Origin of the sequence: Flavobacterium sp. CBA20B-1 (assembly GCF_028473145.1) — a bacterium.
Lineage (GTDB): Bacteria > Bacteroidota > Bacteroidia > Flavobacteriales > Flavobacteriaceae > Flavobacterium.
Window position 1 is genome coordinate 1,823,106 of sequence record NZ_CP092370.1, and the last position, 19,358, is coordinate 1,842,463.

22 protein-coding genes and 1 riboswitch are annotated in these 19,358 nt (G+C 34.9%); of the genes, 11 read left to right on the forward strand and 11 right to left on the reverse strand.

Annotated features, from left to right (window positions below):
• The first annotated feature begins 52 nt into the window (after positions 1-52).
• Both MG290_RS09055 and MG290_RS09060 read left to right on the forward strand, forming a co-directional pair.
• Entirely contained in the window at positions 53-553 is a 501-nt protein-coding gene (locus MG290_RS09055; protein ID WP_264560993.1) for an FKBP-type peptidyl-prolyl cis-trans isomerase, read from the forward strand.
• A gap of 141 nt (positions 554-694) precedes the next feature.
• The gene (locus tag MG290_RS09060; protein ID WP_264560994.1) at positions 695-928 is read left to right on the forward strand and encodes a VF530 family protein; all 234 of its coding nucleotides are present in this window, start codon (positions 695-697) and stop codon (positions 926-928) included.
• Here the strand turns inward: MG290_RS09060 and MG290_RS09065 are convergent, their stop codons facing one another.
• Together MG290_RS09065 and MG290_RS09070 are read right to left on the reverse strand one after the other, a co-directional pair.
• On the reverse strand, positions 929-1,897 hold the full coding sequence (locus MG290_RS09065) for a glycosyltransferase family protein (protein WP_264560995.1): 969 nt from the start codon (positions 1,895-1,897) through the stop codon (positions 929-931).
• Positions 1,894-2,718, reverse strand: coding sequence for a UDP-2,3-diacylglucosamine diphosphatase (locus MG290_RS09070; protein ID WP_264560996.1), 825 nt, complete (start codon positions 2,716-2,718; stop codon positions 1,894-1,896). Before MG290_RS09070 ends, MG290_RS09065 begins: the two co-directional genes overlap by 4 nt.
• Before the next feature lie 124 nt (positions 2,719-2,842).
• On the opposite strand from MG290_RS09070, the gene MG290_RS09075 reads away from it, so the two are divergent.
• Positions 2,843-3,607, forward strand: a complete 765-nt coding sequence (locus tag MG290_RS09075; protein WP_264560997.1) for a hypothetical protein — start codon at positions 2,843-2,845, stop codon at positions 3,605-3,607.
• A gap of 9 nt (positions 3,608-3,616) precedes the next feature.
• Here MG290_RS09075 and uvrC read toward each other — a convergent pair whose 3' ends face one another.
• Complete coding sequence (gene uvrC / locus MG290_RS09080; RefSeq protein ID WP_264560998.1) at positions 3,617-5,416, reverse strand: excinuclease ABC subunit UvrC; 1,800 nt, start codon at positions 5,414-5,416, stop codon at positions 3,617-3,619.
• 89 nt (positions 5,417-5,505) lie between these two features.
• Between uvrC and MG290_RS09085 the strand changes: the two genes are divergently transcribed.
• The 3 genes from MG290_RS09085 to MG290_RS09095 are packed head-to-tail and all read left to right on the forward strand — an operon-like array spanning position 5,506 to position 7,468.
• Complete coding sequence (locus MG290_RS09085; RefSeq protein WP_264560999.1) at positions 5,506-6,480, forward strand: succinylglutamate desuccinylase/aspartoacylase family protein; 975 nt, start codon at positions 5,506-5,508, stop codon at positions 6,478-6,480.
• The gene (locus tag MG290_RS09090) at positions 6,473-7,054 is read left to right on the forward strand and encodes a 5-formyltetrahydrofolate cyclo-ligase (protein WP_264561000.1); all 582 of its coding nucleotides are present in this window, start codon (positions 6,473-6,475) and stop codon (positions 7,052-7,054) included. Before MG290_RS09085 ends, MG290_RS09090 begins: the two co-directional genes overlap by 8 nt.
• A 30-nt stretch (positions 7,055-7,084) precedes the next feature.
• Positions 7,085-7,468, forward strand: coding sequence for a DoxX family protein (locus tag MG290_RS09095; RefSeq protein ID WP_264561001.1), 384 nt, complete (start codon positions 7,085-7,087; stop codon positions 7,466-7,468).
• Between the two features lie 583 nt (positions 7,469-8,051).
• On the opposite strand, the gene MG290_RS09100 is transcribed toward MG290_RS09095, so the two are convergent.
• From MG290_RS09100 to MG290_RS09130, 7 genes are all read right to left on the reverse strand, one after another.
• Entirely contained in the window at positions 8,052-8,888 is an 837-nt protein-coding gene (locus MG290_RS09100) for a hypothetical protein (protein ID WP_264561002.1), read from the reverse strand.
• 235 nt (positions 8,889-9,123) lie between these two features.
• Complete coding sequence (aqpZ, locus tag MG290_RS09105) at positions 9,124-9,849, reverse strand: aquaporin Z (protein ID WP_264563196.1); 726 nt, start codon at positions 9,847-9,849, stop codon at positions 9,124-9,126.
• Between the two features lie 103 nt (positions 9,850-9,952).
• On the reverse strand, positions 9,953-10,309 hold the full coding sequence (locus tag MG290_RS09110) for an arsenate reductase family protein (protein WP_264561003.1): 357 nt from the start codon (positions 10,307-10,309) through the stop codon (positions 9,953-9,955).
• Positions 10,310-10,436: 127 nt separating this feature from the next.
• Positions 10,437-11,801 (reverse strand): oxygen-dependent tRNA uridine(34) hydroxylase TrhO, encoded by a 1,365-nt coding sequence (trhO, locus tag MG290_RS09115; RefSeq protein ID WP_264561004.1) that lies wholly within the window; start codon positions 11,799-11,801, stop codon positions 10,437-10,439.
• Between the two features lie 125 nt (positions 11,802-11,926).
• A complete protein-coding gene (locus tag MG290_RS09120; RefSeq protein ID WP_264561005.1) occupies positions 11,927-12,382 on the reverse strand; it encodes a hypothetical protein in 456 nt (151 codons plus the stop codon).
• A gap of 41 nt (positions 12,383-12,423) precedes the next feature.
• Entirely contained in the window at positions 12,424-13,485 is a 1,062-nt protein-coding gene (locus tag MG290_RS09125) for a L,D-transpeptidase (RefSeq protein ID WP_264561006.1), read from the reverse strand.
• A 69-nt stretch (positions 13,486-13,554) separates the two neighbouring features.
• The gene (locus MG290_RS09130; RefSeq protein ID WP_264561007.1) at positions 13,555-14,436 is read right to left on the reverse strand and encodes a L,D-transpeptidase; all 882 of its coding nucleotides are present in this window, start codon (positions 14,434-14,436) and stop codon (positions 13,555-13,557) included.
• A 134-nt stretch (positions 14,437-14,570) separates the two neighbouring features.
• On the opposite strand from MG290_RS09130, the gene recA reads away from it, so the two are divergent.
• Positions 14,571-15,578 carry a recombinase RecA gene (gene recA, locus MG290_RS09135; protein WP_264561008.1) on the forward strand — a complete coding sequence of 336 codons (1,008 nt, stop codon included), beginning with the start codon at positions 14,571-14,573 and terminating at the stop codon, positions 15,576-15,578.
• A gap of 36 nt (positions 15,579-15,614) precedes the next feature.
• Here the strand turns inward: recA and MG290_RS09140 are convergent, their stop codons facing one another.
• Entirely contained in the window at positions 15,615-16,169 is a 555-nt protein-coding gene (locus tag MG290_RS09140) for a zinc ribbon domain-containing protein (RefSeq protein WP_264561009.1), read from the reverse strand.
• 72 nt (positions 16,170-16,241) lie between these two features.
• Positions 16,242-16,348: riboswitch (TPP riboswitch) on the forward strand.
• A gap of 19 nt (positions 16,349-16,367) precedes the next feature.
• On the opposite strand from MG290_RS09140, the gene pnuC reads away from it, so the two are divergent.
• From pnuC to MG290_RS09160, 4 genes are all read left to right on the forward strand, one after another.
• Positions 16,368-16,958: a nicotinamide riboside transporter PnuC gene (gene pnuC / locus MG290_RS09145; RefSeq protein WP_264561010.1), complete on the forward strand. Its 591-nt coding sequence runs from the start codon at positions 16,368-16,370 to the stop codon at positions 16,956-16,958.
• Positions 16,951-17,958 (forward strand): hypothetical protein, encoded by a 1,008-nt coding sequence (locus MG290_RS09150; protein WP_264561011.1) that lies wholly within the window; start codon positions 16,951-16,953, stop codon positions 17,956-17,958. The genes pnuC and MG290_RS09150 overlap by 8 nt, the downstream gene beginning before the upstream one ends.
• Before the next feature lie 400 nt (positions 17,959-18,358).
• On the forward strand, positions 18,359-18,670 hold the full coding sequence (locus MG290_RS09155) for a hypothetical protein (RefSeq protein WP_264561012.1): 312 nt from the start codon (positions 18,359-18,361) through the stop codon (positions 18,668-18,670).
• A gap of 8 nt (positions 18,671-18,678) precedes the next feature.
• Positions 18,679-19,197, forward strand: a complete 519-nt coding sequence (locus MG290_RS09160; RefSeq protein ID WP_264561013.1) for a hypothetical protein — start codon at positions 18,679-18,681, stop codon at positions 19,195-19,197.
• Positions 19,198-19,358: the final 161 nt, after the last annotated feature.

Here is a 19,358-nt window from a genome sequence, read left to right on the forward strand (position 1 = left end):
CAAAACCTTTATCTTTGTGTAAACGAGAATTATATCTCACAAAAACAAAAAAATGACAATAGAAAACAACCACGTAGTTGCAGTAAACTACAAATTGCACACGATTGAGGCAAACGGCGAAAAAATATTTGTGGAAGAAACGACAACAGAAAATCCATTAACATATTTACACGGTGTGGGCATGATGATTCCTAAATTCGAAAATGAAATGAATGGTTTGGCTGCAGGCGATAAAAAATCGTTCACTATTTCTCCAGACGAAGGTTACGGACCTATTGACCCAAACGCTTTGGCGCAGTTGCCTTTAGAAATGTTTAGCGAGTCGGGCTTACCACCAGTTGGTGCAATGTTGCCGTTGACAGATGACCAAGGAAACCAATTCCGTGCTGTGGTTGCAGAAGTAAACGACCATGCTGTGGTTGCCGACTTAAACCACCCAATGGCTGGAAAAACTTTAAACTTTGATGTAGAAGTGGTGGCTACTCGCCCCGCTACGGAAGAAGAATTAGCACATGGACATGCGCATGGTATCGACGGTACTGAAACACATTAATTTATAAAGTAAGGCTGTATTGAACCTTGACCTGTCATTCTGAACGAAAAGGAATGAAGTGAAGAATCTTTTAATTATAAGAACAGATTACTCCTTCGTCGGAATGACAAGAAAAATTCAATGCAGCTTTATCTATTATTTATGACAAATAAAGATCCATTACACGGAATGACTCTTCAAAAAATACTCGAAGAAATGGTAGATTTTTTTGAAGGATGGACCGCAATGGGCAAAGAAATTCCCATTAATTGCTTCACGAAAAACCCAAGTATTAAATCATCGCTGACTTTTTTGCGAAAAACACCATGGGCACGCGAAAAAGTTGAACAATTGTACATTAAGATTTATCCGCATTTAAAGAAAAACAATTTGTAATCAGGCATTTAAAACTTTTTCAATCAAGAGATCGGTTTCATCTGTAAACGAAACAGCTGCAATGTGATTGGATGCAATCCAAGTGTCTATTTTTTCAACACATAAATCTTCTGCACCCATCACTCCTAATTGCTTTAAAGCCAAATAATTGCAATATTGTTCAAATTGCCCTTTAATAGGTATCACAAATAGCATCTTCTTTAAATGCAACACTTCCGCAGGAAATTCAAAGCCGGCTCCGCACAAAACGCCTTTTGCAGTGGCCAAATAGGACGTAAACAATTGTTCATCAATGGGGAAAAAAGTGCAATTTCCTTGTTTTTTTGAAACTTTACTAAAAGGCGAAAAAACCATCCAATCAACGTGTTTTAATTTCGAAAGTACTTTGTAAATCTCTTCGTTTTTGTAACTAGGCAAATACACCAAGAAATAATCTTCGTTGGCACAATTTAGCTTTTTAATGGTATCGCGAATAATGGGATGAAAAGTGTTTTCATCATATTTTGTAAAGTGAAAACCAAACGATTTTTCTACCGGCGCATACTTTTGCAAAACCCACTTGCTAAACCGGTGCCTTTTTTCGGGTTGTGGTGCCAATTTATGCAAAACCGCACTTTGATGGCTTAAACCAATTATCTTTTTATTGCGAAGTTTAGCGGAATATGCAGTGATGGGTTCAAAATCGTTGATGATTAAATCGTAAGGTTGCACCGGAAAATGATGCACCGATTTCACGAATTGCATCAACGAATTTTTACGAAGTATTTTGGCGTAATTCAAGCCACCGTTTTCTGAATAGAAAAGCGAAAGTCCTTTATTTTTTGTTGCATCGCCCTTAAAATGTAATTGCGCATTTTGTCCCGAAATAAAAACATCAACTTGGGCATGTTCTTTCAATTTTGGCACTAAAACATTGGCACGCGCAATGTGTCCGTTGCCCGTTGCCTGCAAAGCATACAATATTTTCATATAAAAAGCGCTTCGATGTTTTGATAATCATACGGAAAATCAGTTGTATTTTCTGCGGTTTCATCCAGCAAATCAATCAGTACATCATTCTCAAAATAGTAAATCTCCCAATCGCCGTGGTTGTATTCCAAAGCGGTAAGGTTTTCAATCCAATCACCCGAATTTAGATACATACATTTTCCTTTTGCGTTGACAACATCCCTTTTTTGTGGTTGATGAATATGCCCGCAGATTACATAATCAAAGCTGTTTTCGATAGCCAGTTCAGAAGCTGTTTGCTCAAAATCGCCAATAAACTTTACTGCTTTTTTGATATTGTTTTTTATTTTTTTACTGAAGGAATATTTCTCACGACCCATTTTGTTTAAAATCCAATTCGATAGATTGTTCAAACGAATCAAATAATCATACCCAATTCCACCTAATTTGGCAATCCATTTGGAATGTTGCACCGAAGAATCGAACACATCGCCATGAAAAACCCATGCTTTTTTACCATCAATTTCAAAAATATATTTATCGGCCAATTGGATCTTACCAAAAGTCATAGGCGAAAATTTTCGTAGAAATTCATCGTGATTTCCGGTTAAATAAATCACTTGGCAATTGGTTAATGACAAGTTTAAAATGTATTTAATCACCTCTAAATGGCTTTCGGGAAAATAGCTTTTTTTAAATTGCCAAATATCGATAAAATCGCCATTTATGATCAATATTTTTGGATCTATTGACTGTAAATACCGCAAAAGTTCCTGGGCTTTGCATCCGTAAGTTCCCAAATGGGTATCAGAAATCACAGCAATTTCTATGGATCTTTTCATGAAATTAAATTTTGATTCAAAGATTGAAATCAAATGTAAATTAATGGTTTTTATAAGGTTACGATACAAACAATTTTAGATAGATTGCAATAAAAAGTACTATTTTTACAAAAAATTGTTCCGAATGAAAAAAATAGTATTTGTTGTGATTGCGCTTTGTGCAAGCTTTACGGGAATGGCTCAAAACCGCTTCACTACCATTTTAGATGAAAAGGAATATATTTCCCATGAAAACGAATTGGAAAAATGGAACAGCTACGATTTTTCGCCTGTGATTTTGGGTTTGCAAATGAATACCACCTATGGAATTATTGGCGATAATTACAAACGCATACACATTAAAATAACCAATGTAGAGAAAGATCAATCCAAAGCAGATTTGTATCATGTGACAGGAAAATCGAAAGTGGGCAAAAATATTGAACACTTTACAGGAACGATTAAACTGCAAACAATAAAACAAATTAAAGACCGAGAACTTGATGAAAATTTAGTGAGTTTACCCACAAAATATCAAGGGATAATTTCGGGTGTTTATCAGTTTAATGAACCTAAAGACCGCAGCCATTCCGGAGTTTTTGAAGGAACATATCAAGCCATGTTTCAAATTACAGAAGACGATGGCGTTTTTTATAACGATTTGGATTTATCGCGCGACAGCTACATAAACAACATGTATCAAGGTTTTTGGACAGATTACGAAACCAAGGAAGCCAAAATTTGCAATTGGAGCGATTTTCGTGTACCGAATGTTTCTGCCGATTTTGATTTGGGCGCTGGTGCATTCAGTCCCAACGAAAAATACAACAACAAAGGTTGGCAAACTTATAATGATGCGTATTTACGAAACGATAAAAAAGCAAAAGAAATTGAAGAAAACGATTGGTAACGGCTTGATTTAAGTGTTTTTAAAATACGAAATCACTTTTTCCGCTTTACTTTTACCAATTAGTTTCACGATTTCTTCCTCGGGGGTTTCGGCCAATCTTTTAATTGATTTAAACTGAATCATAAGCTTTTCCATGGTTTTTGGACCAATTCCCGGAATGGTGGTCAACCCACTATCTATGGCGTTTTTGCTGCGCTGGTTTCTGTGAAAAGTAATCCCAAAACGGTGGGCTTCGTTTCGCAAATGTTGAATTACTTTTAAAGTTTCTGATTTTTTATCTAAATACAGCGGAACACTATCGCCCGGATAAAACAATTCTTCCAAACGTTTGGCAATACCCACAATGGCTATTTTTCCACGCAAACCTAAAATATCCAGACTTTTTAACGCCGCACCTAATTGCCCTTTACCTCCATCGATAATGATTAAATCGGGCAATGGTTCGCCTTCTTCTAACAAACGGCGGTATCTGCGAAAAACCACCTCTTCCATCGATGCAAAATCATTGGGACCTTCAACGGTTTTAATATTGAAATGGCGGTACTCTTTTTTACTGGGTTTTCCATCTTTAAAAACCACACAAGCAGCCACTGGATTAGTCCCTTGAATATTTGAATTATCGAAACATTCAATATGTCGCGGTTCTTTGCTTAAACGCAAATCGGCTTTCATTTGTGCCATTAATCGGTTGGTGTGCCTGTCTGGATCTACTATTTTGATTTGTTTTAATTGATCTAATCGGTAGTAGCGCGCATTGCGTTCAGATAGCTCTAAAAGTTGTTTTTTATCGCCTAATTTTGGTACAGTAACAGTGATTTTTTCGCCTAAATCAATTTCAAACGGAACAATAACTTCTTTTGTTAACAGTTTAAAACGCTCGCGAATTTCTATAATTGCTAATGGCAACAGCTCTTCATCGGTTTCATCTAAGCGCTTTTTCAACTCTAAAGTATGCGACCGCACAACAGCTCCATGAGCTATTTGTAGAAAATTCACATACGCCATGGTTTCGTCTGATACAATCGAAAAAACATCTACATTGTTTATTTTAGGGTTTACAACTGTAGATTTTGCCTGATAATTTTCCAAAACCTGCATTTTTTCTTTTATCGCTTGTGCTTCTTCAAACTTCATTTCACTGGCATATTTCAGCATTAATTGCTTAAAATCTTTCAAATTTTCTTTGAAATTTCCTTTTAAAAGTTCCCTTATATTTTTTATTTTGTGCAGGTATTCTTCCTCGGTTTCATTGCCTTCGCAAGGCCCCAAACAATTGCCAATATGATATTCCAAACAAACTTTATACTTTTCGTTTCTTATATTTTGCACACTTAAATCGTAATTGCAATTGCGCAAAGGATACAATTCGCGAATTAAATCAAGCAAAGTGTGCATGGTTCTACCGCTGGTATAAGGTCCAAAATATTCCGAACCATCTTTTATGAAATTTCGGGTAGAAAAAACCCTTGGAAAACGTTCGTTTTTGATACAAATCCATGGATAGGTTTTGTCGTCACGCAACATGATATTGTAGCGAGGTTGCAGGTTTTTAATAAGATTGTTTTCTAAAAGCAGTGCATCGGTTTCGGTTTTAACCACAATGTGTTTTATGGTCACTATTTTTCGCACCAAAACATTTAAACGGGCATTGTCGTGGGTTTTATTGAAATAAGAAGCCACCCGTTTTTTTAAATTTTTTGCCTTGCCCACATATAATAATTTTTGATCTTTATCAAAATACTGATAAACACCTGGTAAATTGGGTAAGGTTTGTAGTTGTAACGAAATATCTGGTTTTGTTGTACTCATATAATTGTTTCCAAAACAAATTTACATTAACTTTTGGAATTGTTTGGGCTAAAACAGTATCTTTAAAAACCATTATATAAAATTTAACTATGGAATTTACATCTCGCAACCTTAAAATTTTAGGTAAATCGATTATTCCTGGGGCAACAAAAACAATTGAGTTAAAAATTGCCAAACTGCATACCATGACCCAGTTGAAAATTCCGATTATTGTTTCGCGTTCGGTGTATGAAGGCCCAACAGTTTTGCTTACTGCGGGGCTTCACGGCGATGAACTAACTGGTATTGAGATTGTTCGGCAAATTATTCGAAAAGGACTTAATTATCCCGAACGTGGCACCATTATTTGCATGCCGCTTGTAAATGTATTTGGTTTTGTGAACCAATCGCGCGATTTTCCCGACGGGCGCGACTTAAACCGTGTGTTTCCTGGTTCGGCAAATGGTTCGCTGGCAAGCAGATTTGCTTATCGCATTATGAACGATGTGATACCAACGGTTGACTACGTGATTGATTTTCATGCAGGAGGACGCAGTAGATTCAATGCCCCACAAATTCGTATTGAACCCAACAACAAAGAGTTAGATGATTTGGCCGATGCATTTTCTACCCAATTTTTGCTGTATTCCAATAATATTGATGGATCTTTTAGATCATCATGTGATAAATTAGGCAAAAAATATTTGCTTTTTGAAGGTGGAAAAGCTTTGGATATTAATACAAGTATTATTGAAGAAGGTATAAAAGGTACGGTTCGCTTTTTGGATAAATTGCAAATGCTGCACAAGAATTTTTCAGTGGAAAAACCCAATAAAAAAATGATTTATATTGAAAATTCTACATGGATCAGGGCGCAATACTCAGGTTTACTACACAATTTCACTCCAAACGGAACATTTGTAAAAGAAGGCGCAATATTGGGAATAATTACAGACCCCTACGGTTTGGTAGAAGAACCTATTTTAGCACCAAATGACGGATACATTATTTGTGAAAACCAAGCATCTATTGTGTTTCAAGGCGATGCGGTTTATCATATTTCAACCCAATTAAAAGATGAATAAAAAAGATTTACGGAGAAAATACAAAAGTTTACGAGGTGCTTTAAGCACAGACGAAATAGAGGATTTCAGTTTAAAAATTGCCAATCAGGCATTAAAATTACCCATTTGGAATTTTGAGAATTATCATATTTTTCTGTCGATTCACGAGCATAGAGAAGTTCAGACCGATTATCTGTTGCATATCTTAAACGGGAAAGATAAAAATGTGATTGTTTCTAAATCTGATTTTGAAAACAGAACCATGCAGCATGTTTTACTAACAGATAATGTCACCATTAAAAAAAACGAATGGAACATACCCGAACCTCAAAACGGTTTTTCGGTTGCAGATAAGCAGATCAACGTTGTTTTTGTTCCGCTATTGGCTTATGATGTTTCAGGAAACCGCGTGGGTTATGGCAAAGGTTTCTATGATTTATTTTTATCAAAATGCAAGCCCAATGTTGTTAAAGTAGGTGTGTCTTTTTTTGATGCTGAACCAACAATTGCCGATACAAATCGCAATGATATTCGCTTAGATTATTGTATCACTCCGGATAAGATTTACGAATTTGGAACAGAATCCGTAAAATAAATTTTACCTTTACAAAAAAATTTAAACAACATGAATCACATTACAGAAATACTTATTTTATTGTTCTTGGCTATTACCTTTTTGCAATCGGGTTACGATAAAATGGCAGATTGGAACGGAAATGTTGGTTGGTTAAAATCGCATTTTGCAAATACTTTTTTAGGAAATAAAGTTCCGTTTTCGTTAGGAATTATCTTGATTCTGGAAATCATTGCCGGAATCTTAGCGCTTGCCGGAATTTGGTTTTTAACTATGAATGACAACAAAGAAATAGCGTTATACTCAGGAATTGTTTCGTGTATCACTTTGTTATTCTTACTTTTTGGTCAACGAATCGCAAAAGATTACGACGGTGCACGAACCATTGTAATTTACATGATACCCGCATTATTTTTAGTTTTTCTGCTAAAATAATATTTTTGGCACACTAATTGATTAACCGATATAAGTTATGAAAAGGAAAATTTATTTTGGTTAGTTTAGTTGTAAAAAGTCCCGCAAATGCGGGACTTTTTAAATTTATTTACCGTTTTAAAAAAGTGTAATTCCTGAAAAAGATATACTATAAACAAACCTCATCATAAGCAAAGTGATACCTCCGAGTAAAAAAACGTATAAATGCATTTTGTTTACTGAAAACCTATTCATCACCCATCTTACTAAAAAATAAAACGTAATAAGTAAAGTACTAACCATGGTGATTAATGCACCCATTTCATAGAAAACACCAAATAAAGTATAATCCCATAAATAGGGAATTTTCGCCAAAAACCAAAATAGAAAACTGCAAGTAATTACAATACTTAAGACCTTATCTGTTTGTTGCTGTTTAGTCCAAATCATGCGATATACGGTTTTAAAATAATTCTAATTAGGAAGGTAACCAAAACATTTTTATCTCCCATAGAATTGTTTGCTTTTTAGGATTTCTTTGTGAAAGTTTTGTAATTATTATCAACACGAAATCAATCTATTTTTGCGATGAATACTTCCGAATTTACTGAACAGACCCAAGTATCTCTATATCGTTTCCTGAAATATTATTAATATAGGTTCTACCAGAATTTGCAGTTCCACCAAAACCTAGCATTCTAAATGTGATTGTGGGTGTTGAAGTTGTATTGATATTCTGCAAATCGTAATACAACGTAAGGTCTATGTTAGGAATATTGTTTCCCGTAGCAGCCGTAGATGTTAAAGTGTAAGCACTTCCTATATTCACAAAAGTACTGCCATTTATACTATATTGCCATTGAATATTGGTGGATCCAGTATTGGTTGTACGAATATTCATAGCATTAATTTGATTAAAAGAAACGGTTTTGCCAGATACAAAATTCAAGGTACATTCAAAGAAATCGCCATTCGTGATTGCATCTGCAAGTGTTAAATTATTAAAATCTGATCCGCCCCAAGTATCGTTAGCACCACCACCAGTTGTAGATAAACCAGATCCTCTGCTCAATGCAGCACTACTAAGATTTGCATTTATAGTTGATGCAGAAAAGGGCGACGGGCCGTAATTAGTGATTCCGTTTACTTCCCACGATGCAAAGCTTGTAGAAGTTGTTGCCACTGCATTGCCTAATATTTGCCATTTTAAACCATCCCAGCCTAAAAACAATTTTTTGTCTTTATCGAAAACAATAAGTCCTTCTGCAGCTGTTGCTGATAAGGTGCTTATGGCTGCCGATGTTAATCGTGGTGGTAAAAAACCTTTGGTGTCTGACTGTACTTCTAATTCGGCTGAACTGTGCGGATTGCGCGTATTAATTCCTGTTTGACAAAAACCTTTAATGCCAAAGAATAACAAAAAAATGATGTATTTTTTCATTTTCCCTATTTTTCTAAATTTTCTTAAAAATCAGCTATTATAGCACGTTCTTTCATAATATTACACTGATTTCTTTATAAATATACGTATTTTTCAATACAATTAACCAAAAAGTAAAAATTTATTTTTAATTTTTGAATAGTGAGGAAAGTTGGAAAATACTATAAAAAATGGCACATAGTATTCTATTAGAAGCTAAAGAATACTATGTGCCATTTTATTACTTAATCAAAACCTATTCTTCTGTTTTCTGAAGTAAAAATTTATAGATTAACCCTCCAACGATTGCACCGGCAATTGGTGCTGCCCAGAACAACCATAATTGCGATAATGCTTCACCTTGAACAAATAGCGCTTGCGAAGTAGAACGTGCCGGATTTACCGATGTATTGGTGATTGGAATAGATATTAAATGAATCAACGTTAATGCCAAACCAATAGCAATACCGGCAAATTTACCGTTTGCCCATTTGTCTGTTGCTCCTAAAATTATGATTAGGAAAAATGCTGTTAACAAAAATTCTGCTGCAAATGCAGCTTCCATGCTGTAGCTTCTGCCTGCATATCCTTCCATTTCGTAGAAGTTTGTTGCAAAGGCTCCTACACCTTCAACGCTAAATGCACCTGCTCCGTTTAAAATAAACCACAAACATGCCGCTGCAGCCGATGCGCCCAACACTTGCGAAACAATGTACGGGAATAAGTCTTTTGCGGGAAATCTACCACTGGCAAACAAACCAAACGAAACTGCCGGGTTAAAATGTCCGCCTGAAATATGCCCTACTGCATAAGCCATTGTTAAAACGGTTAAACCAAAGGCCAACGAAACACCCGCTAAACCTATACCAATTTCGGGTACGCCTGCAGCAAAAACTGCCGCTCCACATCCGCCAAAAACCAGCCAAAAAGTTCCAAAGAACTCTGCAAATAATTTTTTCATACAACTTGATTTTTTAAAAATTTATGTTAAAACTAACACTTTGCTCTTTAAAAACAAGGCGGTTTGATCAAAATACCATATTTGTGCTATATGAAAAAAGGTAGTTTCAGCAGCGTAAAAATGCTTAACTGTTGTTTACTTTTTGAAGCATTGCATCGATTGTTTTTTTATTATTTCCTACAAATATTTGCTGTTCATAAATAATCACCGGCCGTGCCAAAAAGGTATAATGTTCTAAAATGTATCGCTTAAAATCGGTTTCGGCAAGGTTTTCATCTTTTAATCCCATTTCTTTGTAAAGTTTTGCACGCTTGCTAAACAAAGTTTCGTAATTGCCTGTTAGCTTGTACATTTCTTCAACTTGTTTTAAGGTTACAGATTCTTCTTTAATATCTTGTAATTGAAATTCTTGTATGTTATCAATTTGTTTTAAAATGCGTTTACAGGTATCGCAGGTTTTTAGGTAGTATATTTTTTTCATTCTTAAAATCATTTTATTAAAAAAGCAAGTTAGTAATTTACCAACTTGCTTTAGAATATTTTTATGAATTTGTGTGTTTTATGAGATTCCTCACTTCGTTCTGAATGACAAAATTGGTGCTAAAAACTTACAACTTTTTAATAAGATATAGTTTATCAGACAAACGAATGCGGAACGGAACCACAAAGGTTATTTTGTCACCTGCTTGTGCAACTTTAGCTTCTGTACCATTCACTTTAAAAGCAGTTAAAACCATTCGCTCTTCTCCGGTTGATGGTCCTGAGATTAACACCTCATCCCCTACTTTTACTTCATTGTTTGTGATGGTAAATTGTGCTACCGATGCTTTTGTGAAGAAATGTTCGCCTTGACCTACTAAGATTTTTCGCTCGTGTTTCTTTTTGCGAATTTCGGTTACGGTTGCTACTTTTACAGGAACTACTTCTTCAAAAACATTGCGTTCTTTCTTAAATTTTAAGGCAGGTGATTTTCCTTTTTTAAAGATTAAATTACCTTTTTGCTGTCCTTTTCGCAGGCGTTTTTGTTCTTCTACGGGTAATTGTATGATATCTAAACATTCGTTGGAACAACAACCGTGCATTGCTTCATGACATTCATCGCACTGAATAAACAGCAAATGACATGCCTCATTGGCACAATTCACGTGGGTGTCGCAAGGTTTGCCGCATTGATGGCAATTTGCAATGATATCGTTAGTAATACGTTCGCCCAAACGGTGATCAAACACAAAGTTTTTCCCGATAAATTTGCTTTCTAAACCTTCGGCTTTAACCTGACGTGTGTATTCTATAATTCCGCCTTCTAACTGAAAAACATTTTCGAAACCTTGATGTTTAAAGTAGGCACTGGCTTTTTCGCAACGGATGCCGCCGGTACAATACATTAATAATTTTTTATTTTGTTTGTGATCTTGCAGTTGCTCGTTTATAATAGGCAATGATTCGCGAAAGGTATCCACATCGGGTGTAATGGCTCCTGTAAAATGACCAACTTCGCTTTCGTAATGGTTTCGAAAATCTACCAAAATCACATCTGGATCGTTCAACATTTCATTGAATTCCTTTGCATTTAAATGGATTCCTTTATTGGTAACATCAAATGTAGCATCATCTAATCCATCGGCAACAATTTTATTGCGCACTTTAACCGTTAGTTTTAGAAACGATAAATCGTCTTGCTCTACAGCCACATTCAACCGTATTCCTTTCATAAAATCATACGCTTCCAAAGTTTCTCTGAACGCTTCCAAATTTTCTGCTGGAACGCTCATTTGCGCATTAATCCCTTCATGTGCCACATACGTTCTGCCCAAAGCATCTAATTTTGACCATGCCAAAAATAATTCGTTTCTAAATTGTTGGGGATCTTGGATTTTTGCGTATTGATAAAAAGAAAGTGTGATACGGTTTTGTCCCGCTTCTTCGATTAATTGTGCGCGCTGTTCGGCGCTTAAGGTGTTATACAGTTGCATGCTATAAACATTTAAGTGATAAAATTGAATAAAAAAAACCAGACTCTAAATGGAAGAATCCGGTTGCAAAGTTATGATTAATATTTTTAAACTTCAAATGACGAAAATCATAGAATTTTAAAGTTTTAGTATTGATACATGATGTTTGTGTTCCAACCATCTAGAGTTATTTGAACGGTATTTTGACCAGCCATTTGAAAGGGAGTTAAGTCAAAAGAATGTGTTTTTTGAAAAACTGCTTGGCAGGCTTCGTTATTAATTAATTCTACTTTTGCATGAAATAAAGGTGGGTAAACATTGGTAGTACTTGCTACACCAATTAAATTCATATCCCAATTATTAGGATCACAACCGCTTGAAGAAACGATAATTTCTAAACAATCACCGTTTAAAACTACATTGGTAATGCTGTAATTTGTGGTTGAAACATTTGTGAATTGTGTAGGGTCTAAGATTGCATTTTTATCGCAATTTGATGTAATTGGTGTTGTAACTGCATCATCTAAATACCGACAAGAAACAAATGAACATGCTGTGAAAAACACTACGACCAATTGATACAAAAAAGTATATTTCTTCATAATTTACTTATTTACAATGTTATAAGTGTAAATATAATAAATTATTTCATACTATCTTTCACAATTTTCAAACTATCTTCCTTAGGTTTGTTGTTTAATTTTGCTTCGTTATAGGCTTCTCGAATAGTTTGCTGATTAAAAATTTCGGACAAATAAGGTTCAATAATGGCTTCTAACTCACTTTTCGAAAGGGTTGTTATCGATGGATTCTCCACTAATTGGTGCCAAATACCTTTCACGCCAAACTTGTAATCGCCATAAACAATTACTGGTGTTCCTTTTACCTTTACTGTGTTTCGATCTTCTGTTAACACCCATTGGTCTGCCCAATTGTATAACCATTGTGCATCGGCATCTAACAATCGCAAACACGAATGCGAAGCGGGATATCCAGGCAAAGCATATTGATGCCAGCCCACACCGCCGTGGTTGCTGATGTTGAAGTTCCAATTTAAAATCCATTCATCATCAACAGTACTTGTAACTTTACGTCCTTTCCAGTTGGTAAAAAACAACCCTCTAGGTGTTTGCGATGCTTTCTTACCCATGTTGGTTGGTCCCCATTTCACCAAATTTCCATTTTCATACACACCATAGGCTTGAATGGGGTACGAAAAAATGATTATTTTAGGAACTTCAGTTATATTGCTTAATTTGCGCGGAAAAGGGCTGTAATCTATAAACGCTGTTTTAAACTCGTTGGGCACAATAAGTGTGTCGCGGGTTTTGATATGATCCGTATCGATACGATTCAGCGCAGCAATGGTGTATTGCTGTTCTTTCGTAAAAGTATTGTAAAAAAGTTTTCGCAGTGAATCGCTTGGCTTAATGGGCCAATAACTATAAGCATCGCCCTTAAAAACACTGAATTTATTAGATTTTTTACTTTCCTCTATTGCTGCTTTTTTTACGGCTGCAATGGAATCTTTTTTAACCATTTCAATGGAATCATTCCTTTTTATGGCTATCGAATCAATTTGATTTTCCATAGAACGATCAACCGTAGTGGTGTCTTCTTCAAACTCTACCGTATCGGTTTCAACTTCTTTTTTACAACTTGCCAAAAACAACGTTAGCGACAATACAACAATAATTTTTTTCATTCCAAATTTTTTACGAAAATAATAAAAAAACCGTTTGTTAAAATAATTGGTTAATGAATTCGGAATAAATTATTTAGCATTCGTTACAGCAGCCCTATTTTTCTGTTCTTTTAGGATATTGGTTTGATGTTTTTTCACAATTTCGTTCAACGTTTCGGCAGAAATATCATTGGCATGACTGTTTTTTGCTAAATCTAACCAAGGTTTTCTTCCCTTAAAATCATAGCTTCCATAAATAATTACAGGTGTACCTTTTGCCTTTACTGTTTCTTTATCAGCCAAAATCCATTCGTCTGCCCAATCATACATCCATTTCGCATCGGCTTCTAACAAGCGCAAACAAGAGTGCGATGCCGGATAACCGGGCATAGAATATTGATGCCAGCCAATTCCTTCTTCGTTTTCAATATTAAAGTTCCAGCGTAAAACCCATTCGTCATCAAACGTGCTGATCACTTCTTCACCTTTCCAATTACAGAAATACAAACCTGTGGGCGTTGCATGCTCTTTAGACCCCATACTTGATGGTCCCCATTTTACCAGTTCGCCATTTTCGTACAAACCATACGCTTGAATGGGATAGGAAAATATGGCTAATTTAGATATTTTTTTTGCACTGTTTAATATATAAGGAAAAGGAGCATATGCCAAAAAATCATCATCAAACTGATCGGGAATCAGCAAGGTGTCAACCGTAGCAAAAGTGCTTTTATCAACTCGGTTCAGCGCCACAATAGTTGTAAGCTGTTCGGAAGTAAATTTTTCTTTGAAAACTTTGCGAACCGAATCGCTACTTTTCAGCACCCAATTTGTATAGGTATATGATTGGGCTTTTTCATACTTTCGTTCTAATTTTTTTTCAGACGACATTTTTTGTCGTGATTCAGTTGTATCTTTGCAACTGTAAAACGCGATGGAACACAATCCCATCATTAAAATTAAATTTCTCATAGCAATATGTTGTTTTGATAAATTAAGGTACGAAAGGTTTTTGGTTCATCAAAATATTTATTGCGTTTTAAAAAAGATTTATATTTAATTATTCAATAAAAAAAGGTATTTTTACCTTAGAAAAGAAATAAATTATGAGTGCAGATAAAGAAGCAAAATTAAAGGCTTTACAATTAACATTAGATAAATTAGACAAAACATACGGCAAGGGCACCGTAATGAAATTGGGCGATAGTGCAGTGGAAGAGGTAGATGCTATTCCATCGGGTTCATTAGGGTTAGATTTGGCTTTGGGAGTAATGGGGTATCCGCGTGGAAGGATTATTGAAATCTACGGTCCTGAATCGTCTGGTAAAACCACTTTAACATTACATGCCATTGCAGAAGCACAAAAAGCTGGTGGAATTGCCGCTTTTATTGATGCTGAACATGCTTTTGATCGTTTTTATGCGCAGAAATTGGGGGTAGATATTGATAATTTGATTATTTCACAACCCGACAATGGGGAACAAGCGCTAGAAATTGCCGAAAACTTGATTCGTTCAGGTGCAATTGATTTAGTAGTTATTGACTCGGTTGCTGCATTGACACCAAAAAGCGAAATTGAAGGCGAAATGGGCGATTCTAAAATGGGACTACACGCACGTTTAATGTCGCAAGCCTTGCGAAAGTTAACCGCTACTATTTCAAAAACAAATTGTACGGTATTTTTTATTAACCAGTTGCGTGAAAAAATTGGGGTGATGTTTGGAAACCCAGAAACCACCACAGGTGGTAATGCTTTGAAGTTCTACGCATCGGTTCGTTTAGATATTCGCAAATCAACCCAAATTAAAGACGGCGACAACGTAATGGGGAACCGTACAAAGGTTAAAATCATTAAAAACAAAGTGGCACCACCGTTCCGCACCGCTGAATTTGACATTATGTATGGCGAAGGAATATCAAAAACAGGTGAAATTTTAGATTTAGCTGTTGATTTTGAAATCGTTAAAAAGTCAGGATCATGGTTTAGCTATGGCGATACCAAATTAGGTCAGGGTCGCGATGCGGTGAAAGGTCTCATTAAAGATAACCCGGAACTTCAGGAAGAATTAGAAGAGCGTATTAAACAACACATTAAAGAACAGCAAAATGCTTAAAACAAAAATCTCCCTTTCAGTTGAAAGGGAGGTTTTTTATTTGTAATCGTTTGGTTTCACAACATATTCGTCAACAAAAGCACCATTTTTATCTTTGTAATAATACCTAAGGGTTACTTCCATTTTTCTTTGAGGCTCCATAGAAGGATTTGTTTTGATGTTTTCTAAAATACCCGGATATACATATTTTCGGAATGTATCTATTTGAATTTCCGATTTTTCAAGATTAATCAACTTGTAATTGTATTGAAAAATCTTTCCAGGTGCTGCCATTGTATTTTCTAAAACAGTTTCTTCATCTACTTGTACCGGACACATTTTATTAATTTCATCTGCAACAAGTTTCATCTCCTTATCTACAGAACTATCGTTATTAAAAAGATATTGAACCAGGAAATACATCGCGAAAAAACCTACAACAGAACCTATTACAACAAGCAAATTCGATTTTCTCTTAATTACTTTCTTATCGGTTTTAGCGTGTACTACTTCTTCTAAAGGAGTCTGCTTCGGCAAAGAATGCCCGCAACTTTTACAAAATTTAGCATCTAAATTATTCTCCGTGTTACAATTGGTACAAATATTACTCATGTTTTTTTTTTTGCAAAAGTATTTAATATATATGTAAAATCCTTTCGCAATCCAGAAAAAATCATCAATTTTGAAAATGCAATGGGGTGCCGATTACGATTGGCTGAGATGATACCCATGAACTTTGTTCTGCACCTGATCCGGATAATGCCGGCGTAGGGATTGTAACTTTATCATCTCATCATTTAATTTATTTATATGATGCAGGAAATTTTATCAAAAACCTCTTGGTTAGAATGGCTGGGTGTTTTTTTTGCAGTAGTGCAAGTGTTGTTGGCACAAAGAAACAACATTCACAATTATCTTTTTGGAATTGCCGGGATTATTTTGGCGATGTTTGTTAAGTTCAATGCCAAACTTTATGCTGAGTTTACACTCGATTTTTACTATTTGGTAATGAGCGTTTACGGTTGGCTGTTCTGGAAATTTGGCAAACAACAAACTGAAACGCCCATTTCGTTTACCACAACTACAGAGAAATACAAAGCAACAGGCATTGTGGTTGCTGCATTTTTAATTTTTTATGTCTTTTTAACCAATTACACTGACAGCGATGTGCCGCTTTGGGATTCTCTTGTTACTGCTTTTGCCTGGGCGGGTATGTGGCTTATGGCGAAACGCAAAATAGAAAACTGGGTGTTGCTAAACATTAGTAATTTTCTTGCCGTGCCGCTTTTAATTCATAAAGAACTTTATTTGTACGCTGCCTTAACCGCCTTTTTGTTTGTGGTTGCTATTTTTGGATACATTAACTGGTACAAAATTTTAAAGCAGCAAAAACATGTATAATTCCGAAATTCAAGAAAAACTATTGGGAGCCAAAGAAATTCCTGCTGATGTGATGGAGCACATTTATAACGAACGTTGGCTGCAAATTTGGGTTCCTAAAATGTATGGCGGTTTGGGTTTGAACTTTACCAACGGATTAAAACTTTTAAAATCATTGGCTTTAATCGATGGAAGTCTGGGTTGGATGATTACATTGTGTGCAGGTGCCAATTATTTTTCGCGCAACCTGAAACCGGAAATTGTGAAAGAACTTTTTAAAGATAATTTTACCTGCTTTGGCGGAAGCGGAGCTATAGGCGGAACTGCCGAAAAACTAAACGATTTTTATTTGATTAATGGCAGATGGACGTTTGCGACCGGCGCACCACATTTGAGTCATTTTACATTGAACGCTGTGGTTACCGAAAACGATCAGCCTGTTTTAGATGAAAGTGGTAAAGAGTTGATTCGATCTTTTATTATTCCAAATGATCAGGCAACAATTATTGCCGATTGGAACGCTATGGGAATGCAGGCGACCGGAACTTTTTCGTTCACGGTTGATAACGTTTTGGTTGATGTTCATCACAGTTTTATTTACAACGAATTTTATACCGATGCCGTTTTAGATCGCATTCCGTTTCGCATTTTTGCCGATTTAACTTTGTTGGTAAATTATCTGGGAATGGCAACACATTTTTTAGACGAAGCAGAAAAAATAAGACCGCAGTTAGATTTATCGTTTTTTAGAAATGACCTTTCTACAGAAGAAAATCAAACGTATTTCTTTGCCGATAAAATTGAAACACTTTTAGAAAACCAGCAGGAAATAACAGCCGAGGTTCAAACCGAAATTCATCAGTTTGCTGAAAGATTGGTCGCTAATCTATCGCACAAAATTTTAGATTTGTATTTCCAGTTAGGCATCAAAGCATCGCACATCAATGAACCAATTCATCAAATATTTCGCGATTATTTTACCGCTACCCAACATGCAAATTTTAGAAGATTGTGTTCTTAATTATATTGCTACTGACTGGATTTGTATTACAAACGTAAAATAAAATTTATTATTTTTTTATAATAGTATTACTTTTTAACAAAAAAATATTATTTTTATAAATATTAATTATTTAAATATTTTCAAAATGAAAAGAAGAATTTATTATTATTAAGTTCGGTAGGACTTTTAATATTTTTATCAATTTTTGCAGTTTCTTGTGAGAAAGACGAAGTTACAACTGAAGATTCTGTTGTTAATGAGACCAATCTACAATCTAAATCTTTTGCAGAGATAGATCTATGATATTGCTTTTAACAATGTAATTGGATTTACTGATGCAGATACTAATGAATTTCATCAGCTGACACCAAATCAATTAGTTAATTATTGGCGCACTGCTCTTGACATTGAAGCTGCAATGGAATTTACAGATTTTACAATTGAAGAAACAGATTCTCATGCGTTCTTTCTACGAACAATTAGTACAAATAGGGAACAAAATATTAAAATCAATTTAACTTACAAAGGTGGTGGAATATTTGAAATTGGAGGAAAAACTTGCTCATGTAAAAGTAAAGCTTGTGCTTCATCACCAGGTTGTCAATCTATGGCTAATGATGATGGTTCAAACTGTTATTGTTCTAGTTGTTCACTTCCTTTCGGTGCTACTGGCGATTGTAAAAAAAACTCTTCAACAACTTCTGAATACACCTTTAATCAATTTTTATAATTAATTGCATGAAAAAATTATTTGTCATCATATTCGTACTTGTTTTTTTTAATTCATTTTCTCAACAATCATTTTCCCAACAATATGAAGAAAAATTACTTTATATTGATAAATTAGAAATTGGAAAAATTGAAAATGAAACTCAAAAAATAGTCGTTAATGAAAAAGATTTTATTGAAACAATGAATTATCATTTTTCAGACAAAAAAAAATATTTTAATTCTATGACTATTCAAAAGGAATATTACGAAGGAGCAAACTATTATTATATTAGTATGAAATCTAATATGAACAAAAATTTAGTAATTGCTCTTAAAAAAATTGATGATAAACTTTTTATTGATAATAAATATGGAATTAGAATTTTTATCTGTGAAGGGGATAATAATTGTTTTGCAAGATTCTTTGGAATTGATAAAGAAACTAATTCGATGCTGTTTAGTTGCCGTGAAACAATACTTTGTGTTGATGAAGAAACGGTGAAAAGTAATCCCTGTGAGGCTACAAAATATTTAATAACATACTAAAAAAAGGGTCAACTTAAATGTTGACTCGCTACGCGAAGTCTCCTGACTTTGCGTCTATCTAAAAAGATCGTAATACAATAATAGATAGGTTCATTGGTTCTAAGTGAATTTCTCAAGTACGCTCCTTTATTGCTCAAAGCTGGAGACTTTACGCAGCAGTG